This is a genomic window from Liquorilactobacillus uvarum DSM 19971, from assembly GCF_001434935.1.
In the GTDB taxonomy this organism is placed as follows: Bacteria; Bacillota; Bacilli; order Lactobacillales; family Lactobacillaceae; genus Liquorilactobacillus; species Liquorilactobacillus uvarum.
In genome coordinates this window covers 69,083-85,894 of sequence record NZ_AZEG01000002.1, presented here as the reverse complement: position 1 = coordinate 85,894, position 16,812 = coordinate 69,083, and the positions used below count along the sequence as shown (strand labels likewise).

Here is a 16,812-nt window from a genome sequence, read left to right as displayed (position 1 = left end):
AAAAAGTTTTTTTTTTTAGTAACTCGACTGTTTGAATATTGAAAGTTTTTTTATTAATTACAGATAATAGTAAAAAGAATATTTAAAATATGGTAAAATGTGTGCGAGGTGTCGATAATGAAAACGCTTATTAAAAATGATTGGCAAGATGTCTTAGGACCGGAATTTGAAAAGGCATACTACTTAAAACTGCATGACTTCCTAAAAAGGGAATATACAACACAATTTATACATCCAGATATGTACCATATTTTTGAAGCTTTTGACTGGACGCCCTTTTCAGAAGTTAAAGTGTGTATTTTAGGACAGGATCCTTATCACGGACCGAATCAAGCGCATGGCTGCAGTTTTTCGGTGTTACCGGGAGTGAAGATACCTCCATCTCTTGCAAATATCTACAAAGAATTGCAAAGCGATTTGGGAATTGAGCCTGTTAAACATGGTTATTTGGAAAAATGGGCCAAACAAGGGGTGCTATTACTGAATACTGTTTTAACAGTGAGAAATGGACAAGCTTTTTCGCATCGAGGCAAAGGCTGGGAGCAGTTGACAGACGCTGCAATAAAAAAATTATCTGAACGTTCACGTCCGGTTGTTTTTATTCTTTGGGGAAAGTCAGCGCAAGATAAGATTAAGCTGATCGATACGACTAAAAATATTGTCCTGAAGTCTGCTCACCCTAGTCCCTTATCCGCTCATCGTGGTTTCTTCGGCTCAAAACCTTTTTCTAAGACCAATGCTGCTTTAAAAGCAATGGGTGAAAAACCGATTGATTGGCAGTTACCGGAAAAAGTTAATATTGAAGCAAAAAAAAATATTGGAGGCTAGCATTATGGATTTGTTTGAAAGTTTAATTGCCAAGATCAAAGGAAAAAACAAAAAAATTGTTTTTCCAGAAGGAAATGATGAACGGGTAGTTGGAGCGGCTGTTCGGTTAGCCAATGACGGTTTGGTCCGTCCAATTGTTCTTGGAAAAATGGATGAAGTTAAAAAAACAGCAGATGATATCGGGAAAGGACTTCCAGAGACATTAACTGTTATTGACCCAGAAGAATATCTGGCTGAAAAGTTTGAGGAAATGGTCGAGGCTTTTGTTGAGAGACGAAAAGGAAAAAACACCAAAGAACAAGCAGATAAGATGCTGACAGATGTTAACTATTTTGGAACAATGCTTGTCTACATGGATCTTGCAGATGGACTTGTTTCGGGAGCTGTACATCCAACAGGGGACACAGTAAGACCCGCTTTACAAATAATAAAAACAAAGCCAGGGATCAGTCGAACGAGTGGGGCTTTTGTAATGACACGTGGAGAAGAAAGATATTTATTTGCTGATTGTGCGATCAATATTAATCCCGGACCACAGGAATTAGCGGAAATCGCGGTTGCCAGTACAAAAACAGCACGTCTCTTCGATATTGATCCTAAGGTTGCATTATTGAGTTTTTCTACTAAGGGATCTGCTAAGTCAAGTGAAGTAGAAAAAGTTGCTGAGGCAACTAGGATTGCACAGAAGTTGGCTCCAAACGAGAATATTGATGGGGAGCTGCAATTTGATGCAGCATTTGTTCCTTCTGTTGGACAACATAAAGCACCAGGTTCGAAAGTTGCAGGTCAGAGCAATGTTTTTGTCTTTCCAGAATTAGAAGCTGGAAACATAGGTTATAAGATTGCACAGCGTTTAGGAAAATTTGAAGCAATCGGCCCAATTCTCCAAGGTTTGAATAAGCCGGTTTCTGACTTGTCGCGCGGTGCGAACGAGGAAGATGTATACAAGGTTGCGATTATTACAGCTTTGCAGGCAACTAACTAAATACTGCTTTGGTAATCACACAATAGGGGTGGGTAATAATATAGGTCTTGGATAAGATTAGATTGTGTATCTAGTTTTTAGATAAGTTTTAGATTTAAACTCATCTTTTTTACGTGTTTTCTCGAAAAAATATTGTATAACTAATCGCGAAGATTATTTCGCTCGATAAGTAGAGGGGTGTTTGAATGGAGATTGCAGTCCATGATGCCGACGAAACAAAAATGATTGCACAGATGCTAGCTGCTTATGTGAAACCAAATGATGTTATTTTACTAGATGGTGATTTAGGTGCTGGAAAAACGACTTTCACAAAGGGGCTGGCATTGGGATTAGGGATTGAACACAATGTTAAAAGTCCAACTTTTAATTTAATCAAAGAGTATCATCAGGGGAAAATACCGCTTTTTCACATGGATGTTTATCGCCTCGAAGGAGTTGGCGGTGGTGATCTAGGACTTGAAGAGTATTTTAATGGTGGTGGAGTCAGTGTCATTGAGTGGTCTCAATTCATCCAAGATGAATTGCCGCAGGAATATTTGCAAATTCAGATTATAAAGAATGAGCAGGATGATCAGCAGCGGACATTGAAATTCACAGCAATAGGTGAACATTTCGAGGAGATTGTTTCGTTGTTGAAGGAAGAGTGGGGTAACTCTCAGAGATAAATCGGATTTTTCATCAAATAAAAAATTAGTAATTAACAATTTATTTAAAAAAAGTACTCTGTAGTTTAGGGATTCAGCAAATTACAGAGTACTTTTTATTCGATAAAATTTAATTATTTTTTGGGGCATGCCACTCGTATTGTGCACGTTGGCCTCCAATTAATTTAGGGCGACTTCTTAAGAAAGTAGTGTGTGCGCCACCGATTTCTTTAATGGAAGTTCGAACAGGTATTTGAACAAACTTAACATGCATCCCGATAGATGTATCGCCGATATCCATTCCAGCTTGAGCAATGACGTGTTCAATCTCAACAGGATTATCAAAGGCTTCAAAGGCTGCTATTTGGCCTGCTCCGCCAGCATGAAGGGATGGATAGACAGTAACCTGTTCAAAGCCGTTCTGCTTAGCAACAGTACGTTCAATTACTAATGCACGGTTGAGATGCTCACATCCTTGAACTGCAAGATGAAGTTTTAAGGGTTTTAGGACAGAGAGGACGGTTTTTATAACGACGCGGCCTATGTCTAGATTTGAATGTTTTCCGATTTTTTCCCCTTGAATTTCACTAGTGCTGCAGCCTAAGACAACAATGTCTTCCGGTTCAAGGTCAGCAACGTTTAATAGTTCTACCAGTCCCTTTTTTACATTTATTGCGATGTCATTTAAATCTTCGACCATTAATTTTACCTTCCTTAATTATTAGAATGTTTTAATTATAACGCAATAGTCTGAAACTACAACTTAAATGGACAAACGCTATATATAGTTTCGGAAGAAATAGCTTGAAAAATGAGAAAAATCTTTTTTTGAGGTGAGAAAGACCATGAAGAGTGACTTTTTAGCCAGTAGGTTTTACACAATATATAGATATTAGTTTGAAACGACACACAATGGGTTGTATTTGACTGCTTAAAGTAATAGAATATACACAGAAGAAAGAAACAGGGGGAATTAGTAATGGCAACGACAGAGACCAAGAGGAATACAAAAAATTTAACACGGATTCCGACACTTTTCATCAAAAGGGATGGGTATAAGATGCCGTTTGCTGTTTACAAACTTGAGTTGATCATCGATCAGTTAGGTCTACTTGAAAAGGAACAACCACTGATTAATGCGATACTTAAGCAGCTTGAGGATAAGACAGAAACAACTGCGGACGATGTTCATCATGCTTTCATAGTGGTATTGAATAACTCAGGTTTTCATGCAGAGGCTGGTAAGTACATAGCTGTTCATAAAGAGCGGACTATTCAATGGGAAGAGCAAACCGATCCAACCAAACGATTAAAGAGATTGCAGGCAAAGGATCCGACCTTAGTGCATGAGAACGCAAATAAGGATAGTAATGTCTTTAACACCCAACGCGATTTGACAGCTGGAACGGTTGGCAAAACACTTGGTTTGCGGATGATGCCAGAACATATTGCGAAGGCTCATTTGCGTGGAGATATTCATTATCATGATTTGGACTATACGCCATGGAGTCCGATGACAAATTGCTGTTTGATAGATTTTAAAGAAATGCTGACAAATGGTTTTAAAATTGGTAATGCTGAGGTTGAAAGTCCACATTCAATTCAGACTGCAACTGCGCAGATGGCACAAATAATTGCTAATGTGGCATCCAGTCAATATGGTGGGTGCTCTGCAGACCGGGTGGATGAATTGCTGGCACCCTTTGCGATGCGTAATTATGATAAACATTTAAAGGATGCGGAAGAATACATTGATGATGACACTAAACGAAAAGAATTTGCAAAAAAACGTACAAAAAAGGATATTTTTGACGCGATGCAAGGGCTTGAGTATGAAATAAATACATTGTTTTCATCGCAAGGACAGACTCCGTTCACAACGCTCGGCTTTGGTCTGGGAACAACTTGGATTGAACGTGAGATTCAGCGATCAATTTTAAGGATTCGAATTCAAGGGCTGGGACGCGAAAAAAGGACAGCAATTTTCCCTAAGTTAGTGTTTACATTAAAGAAGGGATTAAATATTAAGCCAAATGATCCTAACTATGATATTAAACAACTGGCAGTAGAATGTGCTACTAAACGGATGTATCCCGATATTTTAATGTACGATAAAATTAAAGAATTAACTGGGAGTTTCAAGGCCCCGATGGGATGTCGCAGCTTCTTACAAGGCTGGAAGAATGCCGAAGGTGAAGAAGTAAACTCTGGTCGGATGAATCTTGGGGTTGTAACTGTTAATTTGCCACGTATTGCTTTACAGGCGCGTGGAGATAAGAAATTATTTTGGGAAATCTTTAATGAACGGATGCAAGCTTGCAAGGAAGCACTTGTTTTTAAGGTTAGTCGAGTTAAGCAAGCTATCCCTGAAAATGCACCAATTCTGTATCAATATGGGGCCTTTGGAAAAAGATTAGATTCAGAAGACAACGTTGATGAACTCTTCAAGCATCGGCGTGCAACTGTCTCACTGGGGTATATAGGTTTGTATGAAGTCGGGACTTCATTTTACGGTCCTCGCTGGGAACAAAATAAAGAGGCACACGATTTTACGTTATCGATTGTTAAAGCATTAAAGGAAAACTGTGAAAAGTGGTCGGATGAATACGATTATCATTTTAGTGTATACGGAACACCTAGTGAGTCTTTGACTGATAGTTTTTGTGTTGCAGATCGTAAAAAATTCGGTAAAGTTGCAGATATTACAGCAAAAGATTACTACACTAATAGTTTTCATTATGATGTCCGCAAACACCCGTCACCGTTCGAAAAATTAGCCTTTGAGATGGCATACCCTAAGTATAGTTCTGGTGGATTCATTCACTACTGTGAATACCCAAATTTGCGGCAAAATCCTAAGGCTTTAGAGGCTGTCTGGGATTGGGCCTATGATAAAGTTGGCTACCTAGGTACAAATACGCCAATCGATCATTGTTATAAATGCGGTTTTCAAGGAGAGTTCAAAGCCACAGAGCGTGGTTTTGAGTGTCCAGATTGCGGGAATCATGATCCTAAGAGCTGTGATTGTGTAAAAAGGACTTGCGGTTATTTAGGTAACCCATTACAGCGTCCGATGGTTCATGGGCGGCACGTTGAAATTGCTTCAAGAGCTAAGAATATGTTCAATGGGATGGATCAGAATGCAGAATAGAATAAAAAAAGAGCGTAAACCGCGTAACCCCAAACCAGAAGAATGGCTTGCTAGCGACTTAAGTCAAGAATACATTGCAGATTATAAGCCGTTTAATTTTGTAGATGGTGAAGGCGTAAGGTGCAGCATTTATGTCAGCGGCTGCAAATTTGCTTGTCCTGGCTGTTATAACAAAGTTGCACAGAGCTTTCATTACGGAACTCCCTATACTAAAGGCTTAGAAGATACTATTATTAATGATCTAGGTGAGGATTACTGCCAAGGTCTCACACTCTTGGGTGGTGAACCATTTCTTAATACACAGGTATGTCTGAAGTTAGTTGATCGTATGCACGCAGAATTTGGTAACACAAAGGATGTTTGGTCTTGGACTGGATATCGCTGGGATGAACTTTTACGGGATTCTGAGGATAAGCTAGAGTTACTTTCTAAAATCGACATTTTGGTGGATGGACGTTTTGAGTTACCTAAAAAGGATTTGACTCTTCAGTTTAGAGGAAGCTCCAACCAAAGGATAATTGATGTTCAACGCTCTTTAAAAGCTGGGAAAGTTATATTGTGGGATAAGCTATTGAAATAAGTAGTTGTAACCTTATTTAGACAGTTGACTGAAGAACGAGGAGATTGATCTTTTAGAACAGTATAGTGCAAAAATATTAGGTTGATTTTAAAGAATTTTGAATTATGGAACACATTCATGCGTAATCAATAAAGGTGCTGGCTCAAAATTTAAATTTTGAACCAACTCCTTTTTTAATTGGTGAATTTTTTTAAATGTCCAAAAATAAATGTTCGAAATGTTGTTTAATGATAGTCATTTGGATCGGCAGCAACTGGTTCATAAAGATCGCTTTCTGTATCACGATAATCCCACCATTCGTTAGGGTAGCCAACAAATCCTGCAGTATTCATTGCCTGATCTAAAGTCTGATAATTTTTTTCTTGTTCAGCTGTACGTGGACTGTCACGATAAGCATGCCTAGAGAAATCATCAAATCCAGTTTGCATTTCTAACTCAATACCGTTCAAATCAGTGATAGTTAGGTCGAAAGTGACTCCCTTTTGATGGCTGAAGTTGGGATCAGGGGGTGAAACAAAAGTCGGATCGGGATAAACCTCAAACAATTTTTGCTGTGCACTCACGGGACGATAAGCATCCCATATTTTTAAACGATATCCTTTTTTACGTAGCGTCAAACTTGCATTGGCCAGTTTTTGCGCTGTTCCGGTTCGTGCAATCGCTGTTGTAAAATCATAAATAATCTGATGTGTAAAATTGTTGGTTGTAGCGTAGCGAAGTTCCACAATAATTGATGGATCTAAATTTTGAATATTGCTGAATCCGTTTTTTTCTTTTTTCATTGGGTGCCCCCTTGATAAATAAACTAGTGGTCAAAAAAGATGAGATTGATATATCCTAATTATTATTGTAACCGTTTTTTAAAACGAACTGAATTTTTCTGATTAGTTAAATTTAAAATGAATCATTTTTGGATTCGTAAATGGCCGTATGTGCTCGATAATTAGGATTATTCAAATATTTTTGATTGAATAAAAGAGGGCTAGTGTTACTCCAAATAAGAAAATCGTCTTGTTTAGCCCATGCTGATAATAAAAGATAGTTAAAATCGTGATTTAAGGAACGCGCAAGAATTATATTGCTATGATTTGATTGTTTGAATAACGTCAAAAAAATTTTTTGCTCTTCAGTATTGAGGGTAAGATAGGAAAAAGAATAATAATAATTTAATTTTTTTAAAAAAGTTCCACTTAGAATTTCAAACGAAATTCCGCCATGGAAGGGACTTTTCTTATTCGACAAATCCAGTAGAATATCATTTTCGTCTTTAGAAACTGGATGTAGTTGTATAAGGTCAAGGTTTTGTGTTTTGTTGCGCAATTGTGAGATAACAGCGGTAGAACCAAAAGTCATATTCAAAATTTTCAAAGAAAACACCTCCATTTCAATTATAACGCTTACTAAGTCGTGTGTTATAATTCTTGGTAGTAAAAGGCTAAAAAATATATCAAAAGGAGCTAGTAATAATGAAGATCACAATCTTGGGTTTTTTTGGAGGATATCCATATAATGGTCAAGCAACTAGTTGTTATTTAGTCCAGAGCAATGGGTACAACTTGTTGCTTGATTGTGGGAGTGGAGCGTTATTAAATTTAGAAAAACATATTGATCCACTGAAACTTGATGCGGTTTTGCTTTCGCACTATCACAATGACCACATCGCTGATATCGGTGTTTTACAATACTATTGGCAATTAAACAATTTGAGCATAGAGGGTAAGGTCTTACCGATATATGGTCACACATTAGATAAGAAGCATTTTGCTGATTTGACCTGGGCAAAAGCAACCGTTGGCCGAGCATACGATCCAAATCAAAAACTTTCGCTGGGGCCCTTTGTAATTAGTTTTCTTAAAACAAAGCATCCGGTCACTGCTTATGCTGTCAGGATTGAAGGTACTAGTGATGGGAAAACTTTTGTGTTTACTGCGGATACAGACTACATTCCAGAATTGACAGATTTTGCGCGTGGAGCAGATGTTTTGATGACAGATACAAATTACAGTGCTAATAAAAAAGGGCCAAAATGGCATATGACATCTGTTGAATCAGGAAAGTTAGCTAAAGACGCAGCCGTAAAAAAACTTATTCTAACTCATCTCCCTCAAAAAATTGATTTTAATCTACTGCTTGATGAGGCGCGCAAAGAAGCGGGAACAATTGAAGTTGAGGTAGCCCAAATTGACAAGGTAGTAAAATGCTAAAGTATAGAGTGATTTCTTCTGAGTTAAGATAAAAATATATACCTATAGTGTAAACGCTTTTTTGCATAAGCACCAATAAAGCTTGTTTAGCGCTTTCTTTAAGAACCTTTTTCGTTAATTATAATCTAAAATTTATACTTTCTATAATTTTATAAAAAATTAAAATATTAGTGTTATGCTATTTAGCAAAAACAAGGTTAACAAAGCAAAGAATAACTAGTGAAATGGACATTTAAATGAATAATTTTTGCTAATTTGTTTGTTTTATTTAAGAAAAAAGGTATTAATTTTTTGATGGAAGTAGTATAATAAGCTTGTGGGCGATATTAATTATAGTTAACAGGTTTAATGGAGAAAAGGAGCGAAAAAATATGGTTACTCTATATACATCACCAAGTTGCACTTCTTGTCGTAAAGCGCGTGCATGGTTGAAAGAACATGACATTTCTTTTAAAGAGCGTAATATTTTTCTGAGCCGCTGAGTATTAATGAAATTAAACAAATATTACAGATGACAGAAAATGGAACAGAAGAAATTATTTCTAAGCGTTCAAAAGCATATCAGAAGCTGAACATTGATTTGAATGATATGCCATTGCAGGAATTGTTTAGTCTCGTTCAGAAAAATCCTGGATTGTTGCGTAGACCAATTATTTTGGATGAGAAGAGATTGCAAGTCGGTTATAATGAAGATGAAATAAGACGGTTCTTGCCACGTGAAGTTCGGGCATTGGAATTACAGCGTGCACAAAGGATGGCAGGGCTTTAGTACTTTGTAAAAGAAAATTTTGAGAATTTAAAGACTTTTTCAAGAAGTTATTTTTGAAAATTGATACAGAGGTTGAGACAATATTCGTCCCAGCCTCTGTATTTTACTTTTTTTAAGATAAAGTGCTTTACAATTTCTTATTTTTAGTTATCATTAAGCGAGAGGGTATGCTGGAAAGGTGGGTGACCTAGATGGAGATGGAGAAAATCAATGATAACACAATTCGTGTGTTACTTGAAACCGAGGATTTAACCGAACGCGGTATTACTGTCCTTGACCTACTTGGGAACCATAAAGAAATTGAAAGTTTCTTTTACAGTATTTTAGAGGAAGTTGACGTTGATCATGAGTTTCGTGAAAATGATGCTGTGACATTCCAGTTGCTTCCAAATAAAAATGGTCTTGAACTGTTTATCAGTAAAGTTGATCCTAAACAATCTGGCAAGGATCAGGATAATAGTGATAATTCTGAAGAGGGAGAGTTTTCTCTTCTTGGAGCTAACGAAGATGTTTCCGAATATATCCGTCAGGAGTTATCTACTTCTAAATCTAAGAATAAGAAAAAGGCACTGGAGAATGATGGTGATGGTGTTTCAGAATATTTAAAGGACAAAACAGTTAAGCAGAGACATGTTGTAGTTAAGTTTGAAGATTTTGAAAATTTTGTTCAAGCTGCAAAAATTTTGCACAATGAAGAAATTGCGTCTACGTTATACCTGCTTGATAGCATGTATTATCTTGACTTGATTTTCTTCGTTGGTCAAACTAGCGACAGTCAAGTTAGAGATGCTCTTTCGTTAGTCGTTGAATATGGGGAGCAGGCAAGTATTTCCCCAGATGTTCTGCAAGAACGTGGGAAGAAGTTACTAAGCAGTTCGGCACTTGAACTAGCTCGTTACTATTTCAAATAATAAAAAACAGTAAAAACCCTTAAAGGTAAATAATGATTGACAGCTCTGAACCAGAGATACAATTTTGGTTTGGAGTTTTTTTATTGAACAAATTAAAGTACAAAAGGTAGGAGGGATAACATTTTGCGTATCTGTTTACGGGTGATGCAGATGTTGATAGCCAAATCACATGGAAAATCAGTGTTAGCTGCTAATGCTAACCGGGAAGAACAATATTGGTGCCCAGGATGTCATGCAGAATTGATTTTAAAAAAGGGAAATTTTAAAATAAGTCATTTTGCTCATAAAAATAGGATGTGTCAGATTTTTTCGGAAGGAGAAACAGTTGAACATCTACTTGGGAAAAAAAGAATACTTGCAGCTTATCGAAAAGCAGGATATAACGGGGAACTGGAAAAACATATAAAGATGTTGAATCAGAGACCTGATATTGTTGTTAAATATAAAGAGCAAAAAACCGTTGTACTTGAGTTTCAGTGTGCACCATTAAGTTTGAAAAAAATGTATGAGCGTTCGATGGGGTATCATACCAACGGATTAAAATTTTGCTGGATTTTGGGGCAACGCTATAAGATTAAAAAAAAACTTACGCAACAAATTAGTCAATTCATGCAATGGTCAGAAAAACTCGGTTTTTATTTACTGTACTTTGATACTACAAGATCAAGGTTTGAACTAGTTTTTGGAATTCAACAAGCAGATTTTTTGCCTTTGCGTTACTACCATTTTTACACTAAAAGCATTGTTGAGTTAAAGACATTTATGCTTAAAGATCATCAGATTGAGTACTATAGTCTGACGACGGAGGAAAGATTCAAACAGAAGGATATTTTCTTGAAAAATTGCTATTATTCTGCGGGAATGTTCAGAAAACTACAAGAACTTGCCTACAAGGAGAACGTTAGAGTACAAGAGATGGAGCCAGTGATTTTGCGGAAAAAGTATGAATTTCCCCTGTTTTATCGAGGAGAGTTTTATTGGCGAACCGAAATCCTGCTTCAGCAAAAAAGAAGGATTCACGAAGAAAGTCAGCAAACACAATTGCAGGGGCTGGATAGTTACTTGTTTCAAGTTCCACTTATTGATAGGAATAAATTTGCAAAACAGATAGCACTTGAGTTTCAAGAGGAAATTTATTTGATTATGAAAATAAGGAATGAAAAAAACTAACATTGCAATTTAGAATAGGCTATAATTTGATGAGTGAAAGTAATTTGGATTAAGGGAGGGAAAGTATGAAAAAAGAAAGTATAAAACTGCCATTGCGTGAAGAAGTTCCACTCAAATTGTCATGGGATCTGACCTTGATTTTCAAAACAGATGAGGAATTTGAAAAAGAACTAAAAAATATTGCAGCAATGATTCCTGATGTTGAGAGGCGGCAAGGTACTTTGTCAAAAAATGCTGCTGTATTTCTAGAGGCCCTAGAGACAATCTTGCAACTTGAACGAAGAATGGAAAAAGTATTTGTGTATGCTAATTTAAAAAATGATCAAGATACAGGCAACAAACATTATCAGGGGATGATTACTAGAGCGCGACAACTGTATGCTAGGGTTGGAGCAGGAATCTCATGGTTCGAACCGGAGCTTTTAGAACTCTCTGCAAGGAAGCTAGAACAATATTTTGAACAAAACGAAAGATTATCTGCATATAAACATTTAATCGGCAAAATAACGGCACAAAGGGAACATTTTCTATCGGCAAAAGAAGAAGAACTATTGGCGGGAGCTGCAGATATTTTTGCAACTTCAGAAAATATTTTTGGTGTTTTAAATAATTCTGATTTGAAATTTCCGGAAGTACAGGATGCAAAAAATAATTTGGTTCAGTTGTCGCATGGAAATTATGGCAGATTGTTAGAATCTCCGCAGCGAGATGTTAGACAAGGTGCTTTTAAGGGAATGTATCAAGTATACCGGCAATTTCAGAATACTTTTGCATTATCGCTTTCGTCACATGTACACACACATAATTATTTGGCACAAAAGCGCCATTATCCTGATGCGCGTAGCGCTGCCTTGACAAGAAACAATATCCCTGTTTCAGTGTATAAAACACTTGTTGAGCGTGTAAACTATCATCTGTCCTTGCTACACAGATATGTTTCGTTAAGGAAAAAGGTTTTAAAGATAGATGAAGTTCATATGTATGACCTTTATACACCAATAACAAAAATTCCGGGTAAAACATATGCTTATAAGGATGCACAAGATATTGTTTTAAAAGCTTTGAATGTTTTGGGAAGTAATTATACAGCAAGAGTGAAAGAAGCTTTTGAAAGTAGATGGATTGATGTTGTTGAGAATAAAGGGAAACGCAGCGGTGCATATTCCTCTGGTATGTATGATACAGCACCATATATTCTTTTGAATTGGCAAAACAATCTTGAAAGTCTCTTTACTTTGATACATGAGATGGGGCATAGTATGCATACTTATGCTAGCAAAGCTAGTCAAGAATATCAGTACAGTGATTATTCAATTTTTGTTGCTGAAATTGCATCAACTACGAATGAAAATCTATTGACGCAATATTTGCTTGAACATACAGAAGATCCACATATTAAAGCATATATTCTTAATCATTATCTGGATGGTTTTAAAGGCACTGTCTTCAGACAGACACAATTCGCTGAATTTGAGCAGTGGATTCATGAGCAAGATGCTGCTCAAAAGCCTATAACTGCTAAAGAAATGAATGATTTTTATGGTGAGCTGAATAAACACTATTATGGGCCGGACATTTTTAATGATCCTGAGATAGCTTATGAATGGGAACGTATTCCGCATTTTTACTATGACTTTTACGTTTATCAATACGCAACTGGTTTTGCAGCCGCATCTGCCCTCGCACAGAAAATTTTAAGTGAAGGGCCGAAGGATTATCTGAGATTCTTAAACGCTGGAAGTTCAGATTACCCAATTGAAATTGTAAAAAAAGCAGGAGTCGATATGACGCAGCCATCTTATCTTGATTCAGCTTTTGATCTTTTTGAAAAAAGATTGAATGAGTTGGAGAAATTAATAGTTGAACTGGATTAAGCACATACAAAAGGTAATTTTCATAGCTGAAGACAGAATCACGACGAGAAAAGATTGCTTCAACAAGCAACCGAATTGAGTTTCACGTATGCTACTCGTAATCGTTCTCTAAATTAACGGAATAAGATTTTCTAGAATTGGAATGGAGTTCAGAATAATGGAAAAGAATGCTTAACGTGAACTATTTCTGACTAGGTGAGGGAGAATTACGACGGAGAAGATGTTTTTTCAATGTTAATATAGAAAATGGACTGTGCTCAAACTAAATTGGGTACAGTCCATTTTGGGTAAAAAAAAGCGAGCACCACTAAAAAGCAGGACTCGTTGAGCAATTTTGAAATAAACGCAATTGAGATTAAAACATTTTGAAATTGTTGCATCTTGTAAGAACTATAGAATATGCAGAGAGGTATAGTGATGCTTTTTAGCAGATGCCTTGTGTTTCAAAACAATATCTTCGTTTAGCTGGCCTGTGCATAACTGTTTCAATAGCTCATAAGAATCACAACCAGTGAATGAAACTCCATAATCCACACCATCTAAATTATAAACAACGACAGTTGGATGTTCACGAACATTCATTTCAGCGGCCATTTTTTGATCTTGTTTGAATGAATTAATAGTAAATGATGAGTGACGATCATCACTAAACATAGCGCAATCTAAATTGCTTGCATGAGCAACCCTTTGAGCAATGTCTTCGCTGTATTCATTTTCGAAGTCAACAATCTGCTCTTGAAGTTTCAACAAATAATTACGACCACAACGCTTTCCTTGAAATGAAGCAGCTTTATAATCAAGAGACGCTTGGTAAATGTTATTGAAAATTTGATTGCGTGCTTGCAAATCATTTAGAGGGATATTTTTCCTTCGCATAACTGAACTTACTGTCTGCAAATTCAAAAGCGGAATGAAACTAAACCTAACCTCTTCGTCTAACTGATCTACTAGTCTTAGTATGTTCTGCTCTGAATGGTAGCAGTCGCCACCTATTGGGTTGATAAACAAATACATTTCTAACACTAATCTTTCCTCCACCTAGTATGATTTTCTCTCTTTTCTATACTTAGTTAATTGCTAACTATACTTTAACAAATTTTTTTTTTTTTTCAATGTTTCTGCCTTATTTTTTAAGAGTCTTTTCTGAAATTACCTTACTATTGTTGAGTATGTTAAAATAATGGGGTATATGATGCAGATCAGAGGGGATCGTTGTGACAAAAACGTGGGACGATTTTTTATTACCGTATGAACAAACTGTTTTGGAAATCAAAGCAAAATTTTTAGCATTGAAAAAGCAATTTGAAAGGTCACAAAAACATGTTCCAATTGAATTTGTAGTGGGGCGTGTTAAACCAGTTGATAGTATTGCCGAAAAAATGCAGCGTCGAAAAATAAATAGAGAACGTCTTGCGATTGACATGGAAGATATTGCAGGGGTTCGTATTATGTGCCAATTTGTTGATGATATTTATCAAATTGTTAAACTTATAAGAAAAAGAAAAGATATGCATATTGTTGACGAAAGAGACTATATTTTAAATAAAAAGCCGAGTGGATATCGTTCATATCATATAGTTGTCGAATATCCGGTTCAAATGTTGGAGGGACAAAAAAATATTTTGGCAGAAATCCAAATTCGAACATTAGCAATGAATTTTTGGGCAACGATTGAACATTCACTGAATTATAAATATCAGGGCGAGTTTCCAGAGGCCTTGGAAACTCGGTTGCAGCGTGCAGCGGAAGCAGCATTTCAACTAGATAAAGAAATGACTGCGATTAGAGAAGAAATTCAGGAAGCACAAAGTTTATTTTCGTATAAAAGGGGTCATACGAAAGAATAATCAAGGATTACTATGCTATAGTTATGTTGACTCAGTATAATTGAAAAGTGTAGTCTGTAGAGAATTGAGTTTAAGAACGCTTTATGAAAAATACGCATTTAATGTACACGTGCTTAATAATATTAATTGGATAGAATGTAAATAAAAGAGGTTAGTTATGAGAATAGCCATTTTTGCTAATGAAGGCCGCAAATCAATGATGATTAGTCGAAAGCTGCACCAAAAATTTAAAGATACTCATTTTATTTTAGATAATGATAATCCTGATATTGTTGTGACAGTAGGCGGGGATGGAACGCTTTTATCAGCTTTTCATCAATATAAAAATATTTTGGACAAGGTACGCTTTGTCGGAGTTCATACAGGCCATTTGGGTTTTTATACTGATTGGAGAGATGATGAGATTGATGATCTTGTCATAAGCTTACAATCAGATAATGGTCAGTCTGTCAGTTACCCCTTGTTGGATGTTAAGGTTAGCTATGTTGATCAATTGAGACCAGAGTTTTTTTTGGGATTAAATGAAGCAACTTTAAAGAGAAATAGTGCCACAATGGTTACTGATGTCTATATTGGGGGGGAGCTTTTTGAAAAATTTCGTGGGGATGGTCTGTGCATTTCAACACCAACTGGTTCAACTGCGTATAATAAGTCTTTAGGTGGTGCCGTTATTCATCCTAATCTAAAGGTTTTGCAGATGACAGAGATTGGTTCGATCAATAATCGTGTTTTTCGTACATTAAGCTCTCCAATGATAATTGCACCAAATGATTGGGTTACGCTCTACCCTAATCGTGAAAGTGATTATATTTTGACTGTCGATCAGAATAGTTATCATGGTCGTCAAATCAAACAAATTACTTTTAAAACATCAAAAAAGAGTATACATTTTGCCAAGTATCGGCATATGCAATTCTGGCAACGAGTTCAAGATGCCTTTATTGGAGCAGAATATGCAAATTAACTGGAACTATGCGGGCAGTTCACCAATTAAAATTCGAACATTTTTGAAATCCAAAGGTGTATCACGCCGATTGTTAACAAAAGTAAGATATCAAGGTGGGAGCATTTTACTTAATGGTGAGGAAGGGCGTAAAACCGACAAGATGCTGCAAAATGATAGATTAACGCTTCTTTTACCTTCCGAGAAATCTAAGAAATTGTTAGTCCCGTCATATGTTCCGCTTGATATTCTTTACGAAGATCGCGATTTTTTGATTATTAATAAACCAGCCGGTGTTGCTTCTATTCCATCATCTTTGCATCCCAATGACTCTCTGGTTAATCGTGTTTGGGGTTATTATAAACTTAAACAATATCAAGGAATTATTCCTCATATTGTGACACGTTTAGATCGAGATACATCTGGAATAGTTTTGTTTGGTAAGCATCGCTATGCACATTCTTTATTGGATGAGCAATTGAAAAGTCACCAGGTACAGAAATATTATCTCGCGATATTGACGGGACAATTAAGAAATCAGCATGTATTAATAAATCTTCCGATAAGCAGAGACCCTTCGTCGATTATCAAAAGGCAAGTTGACGCCAAGGGTGTCGCTGCAAGTTCAGAACTGCGACAAGTTCAGTGTCTAAAAAACTACAGTCTTTGTCGCGTTCAATTGCACACGGGTAAGACACATCAAATTCGCGTTCATTGTTCATATCTTAAACATCCGTTAGTTGGAGACGGCCTTTATGGTGGTAAGATATGCATGCCTATGCAGCGACAAGCCCTTCACTGCGAGCAACTTATATTTAAGCATCCTTTTTTGGATAAGGTAATTAATATCAAGTGTAACCTGCCCCATGATATGCAAACATTTATTCAAAAAAATAATTAAAGAGG

Annotated in this window: 16 protein-coding genes and 1 pseudogene; 13 read left to right on the top strand and 4 right to left on the bottom strand. The window is 36.4% G+C overall.

All coding sequences use genetic code 11. The features are described 5' to 3' along the window. Positions 1-117: 117 nt before the first annotated feature. The 3 genes from FD20_RS01430 to tsaE all read left to right on the top strand — a co-directional run bounded on the left by FD20_RS01430 (position 118) and on the right by tsaE (position 2,478). Positions 118-828, top strand: a complete 711-nt coding sequence (locus tag FD20_RS01430) for a uracil-DNA glycosylase (protein ID WP_057735798.1) — start codon at positions 118-120, stop codon at positions 826-828. Between the two features lie 4 nt (positions 829-832). Next, the gene (gene pta, locus FD20_RS01425; RefSeq protein WP_057735797.1) at positions 833-1,813 is read left to right on the top strand and encodes a phosphate acetyltransferase; all 981 of its coding nucleotides are present in this window, start codon (positions 833-835) and stop codon (positions 1,811-1,813) included. Positions 1,814-1,998: 185 nt separating this feature from the next. Beyond that, positions 1,999-2,478, top strand: coding sequence for a tRNA (adenosine(37)-N6)-threonylcarbamoyltransferase complex ATPase subunit type 1 TsaE (gene tsaE, locus FD20_RS01420; protein WP_057735795.1), 480 nt, complete (start codon positions 1,999-2,001; stop codon positions 2,476-2,478). 109 nt (positions 2,479-2,587) lie between these two features. On the opposite strand, the gene FD20_RS01415 is transcribed toward tsaE, so the two are convergent. Then, complete coding sequence (locus FD20_RS01415; RefSeq protein WP_057735793.1) at positions 2,588-3,157, bottom strand: TIGR01440 family protein; 570 nt, start codon at positions 3,155-3,157, stop codon at positions 2,588-2,590. A 279-nt stretch (positions 3,158-3,436) separates the two neighbouring features. On the opposite strand from FD20_RS01415, the gene nrdD reads away from it, so the two are divergent. Further along, entirely contained in the window at positions 3,437-5,608 is a 2,172-nt protein-coding gene (gene nrdD, locus FD20_RS01410) for an anaerobic ribonucleoside-triphosphate reductase (RefSeq protein ID WP_057735792.1), read from the top strand. After that, positions 5,598-6,188, top strand: coding sequence for an anaerobic ribonucleoside-triphosphate reductase activating protein (gene nrdG, locus FD20_RS01405; protein WP_057735791.1), 591 nt, complete (start codon positions 5,598-5,600; stop codon positions 6,186-6,188). Before nrdD ends, nrdG begins: the two co-directional genes overlap by 11 nt. Before the next feature lie 224 nt (positions 6,189-6,412). Here the strand turns inward: nrdG and FD20_RS01400 are convergent, their stop codons facing one another. Next, on the bottom strand, positions 6,413-6,970 hold the full coding sequence (locus FD20_RS01400; protein ID WP_057735789.1) for a M15 family metallopeptidase: 558 nt from the start codon (positions 6,968-6,970) through the stop codon (positions 6,413-6,415). A gap of 112 nt (positions 6,971-7,082) precedes the next feature. Next, entirely contained in the window at positions 7,083-7,556 is a 474-nt protein-coding gene (locus FD20_RS01395; protein WP_057735788.1) for a hypothetical protein, read from the bottom strand. 98 nt (positions 7,557-7,654) lie between these two features. Between FD20_RS01395 and FD20_RS01390 the strand changes: the two genes are divergently transcribed. The 5 genes and pseudogenes from FD20_RS01390 (at position 7,655) to pepF (ending at position 13,116) form a co-directional block, all read left to right on the top strand. Next, complete coding sequence (locus tag FD20_RS01390; protein ID WP_057735787.1) at positions 7,655-8,392, top strand: MBL fold metallo-hydrolase; 738 nt, start codon at positions 7,655-7,657, stop codon at positions 8,390-8,392. A gap of 371 nt (positions 8,393-8,763) precedes the next feature. Further along, positions 8,764-9,161, top strand: a pseudogene (spxA, locus tag FD20_RS01385) (transcriptional regulator SpxA). Positions 9,162-9,352: 191 nt separating this feature from the next. Continuing rightward, on the top strand, positions 9,353-10,072 hold the full coding sequence (locus FD20_RS01380; protein ID WP_057735785.1) for an adaptor protein MecA: 720 nt from the start codon (positions 9,353-9,355) through the stop codon (positions 10,070-10,072). A 123-nt stretch (positions 10,073-10,195) separates the two neighbouring features. After that, the gene (locus FD20_RS01375) at positions 10,196-11,242 is read left to right on the top strand and encodes a competence protein CoiA (RefSeq protein ID WP_057735784.1); all 1,047 of its coding nucleotides are present in this window, start codon (positions 10,196-10,198) and stop codon (positions 11,240-11,242) included. Between the two features lie 65 nt (positions 11,243-11,307). Next, positions 11,308-13,116, top strand: a complete 1,809-nt coding sequence (pepF, locus tag FD20_RS01370) for an oligoendopeptidase F (RefSeq protein WP_057735782.1) — start codon at positions 11,308-11,310, stop codon at positions 13,114-13,116. Between the two features lie 390 nt (positions 13,117-13,506). On the opposite strand, the gene FD20_RS01365 is transcribed toward pepF, so the two are convergent. Next, positions 13,507-14,130 carry a DsbA family protein gene (locus tag FD20_RS01365; protein WP_235807692.1) on the bottom strand — a complete coding sequence of 208 codons (624 nt, stop codon included), beginning with the start codon at positions 14,128-14,130 and terminating at the stop codon, positions 13,507-13,509. Between the two features lie 200 nt (positions 14,131-14,330). On the opposite strand from FD20_RS01365, the gene yjbM reads away from it, so the two are divergent. From yjbM to FD20_RS01350, 3 genes are all read left to right on the top strand, one after another. Further along, positions 14,331-14,963: a GTP diphosphokinase gene (yjbM, locus tag FD20_RS01360; protein ID WP_057735779.1), complete on the top strand. Its 633-nt coding sequence runs from the start codon at positions 14,331-14,333 to the stop codon at positions 14,961-14,963. A 157-nt stretch (positions 14,964-15,120) separates the two neighbouring features. Beyond that, positions 15,121-15,927, top strand: a complete 807-nt coding sequence (locus FD20_RS01355; protein WP_057735777.1) for an NAD kinase — start codon at positions 15,121-15,123, stop codon at positions 15,925-15,927. Beyond that, a complete protein-coding gene (locus FD20_RS01350; RefSeq protein WP_057735776.1) occupies positions 15,917-16,807 on the top strand; it encodes an RluA family pseudouridine synthase in 891 nt (296 codons plus the stop codon). Before FD20_RS01355 ends, FD20_RS01350 begins: the two co-directional genes overlap by 11 nt. Positions 16,808-16,812: the final 5 nt, after the last annotated feature.

Bases quoted from the DNA above. Each gene is read 5' to 3' on its own strand.
- pta (WP_057735797.1), top strand. From the start codon at position 833: ATGGATTTGTTTGAAAGTTTAATTGCCAAGATCAAAGGAAAAAACAAA.
- FD20_RS01365 (WP_235807692.1), bottom strand. From the start codon at position 14,130: ATGTATTTGTTTATCAACCCAATAGGTGGCGACTGCTACCATTCAGAG.
- FD20_RS01415 (WP_057735793.1), bottom strand. From the start codon at position 3,157: ATGGTCGAAGATTTAAATGACATCGCAATAAATGTAAAAAAGGGACTG.
- FD20_RS01400 (WP_057735789.1), bottom strand. From the start codon at position 6,970: ATGAAAAAAGAAAAAAACGGATTCAGCAATATTCAAAATTTAGATCCA.
- tsaE (WP_057735795.1), top strand. From the start codon at position 1,999: ATGGAGATTGCAGTCCATGATGCCGACGAAACAAAAATGATTGCACAG.
- FD20_RS01390 (WP_057735787.1), top strand. From the start codon at position 7,655: ATGAAGATCACAATCTTGGGTTTTTTTGGAGGATATCCATATAATGGT.
- FD20_RS01350 (WP_057735776.1), top strand. From the start codon at position 15,917: ATGCAAATTAACTGGAACTATGCGGGCAGTTCACCAATTAAAATTCGA.
- FD20_RS01355 (WP_057735777.1), top strand. From the start codon at position 15,121: ATGAGAATAGCCATTTTTGCTAATGAAGGCCGCAAATCAATGATGATT.
- FD20_RS01430 (WP_057735798.1), top strand. From the start codon at position 118: ATGAAAACGCTTATTAAAAATGATTGGCAAGATGTCTTAGGACCGGAA.
- nrdD (WP_057735792.1), top strand. From the start codon at position 3,437: ATGGCAACGACAGAGACCAAGAGGAATACAAAAAATTTAACACGGATT.
- FD20_RS01380 (WP_057735785.1), top strand. From the start codon at position 9,353: ATGGAGATGGAGAAAATCAATGATAACACAATTCGTGTGTTACTTGAA.
- pepF (WP_057735782.1), top strand. From the start codon at position 11,308: ATGAAAAAAGAAAGTATAAAACTGCCATTGCGTGAAGAAGTTCCACTC.
- nrdG (WP_057735791.1), top strand. From the start codon at position 5,598: ATGCAGAATAGAATAAAAAAAGAGCGTAAACCGCGTAACCCCAAACCA.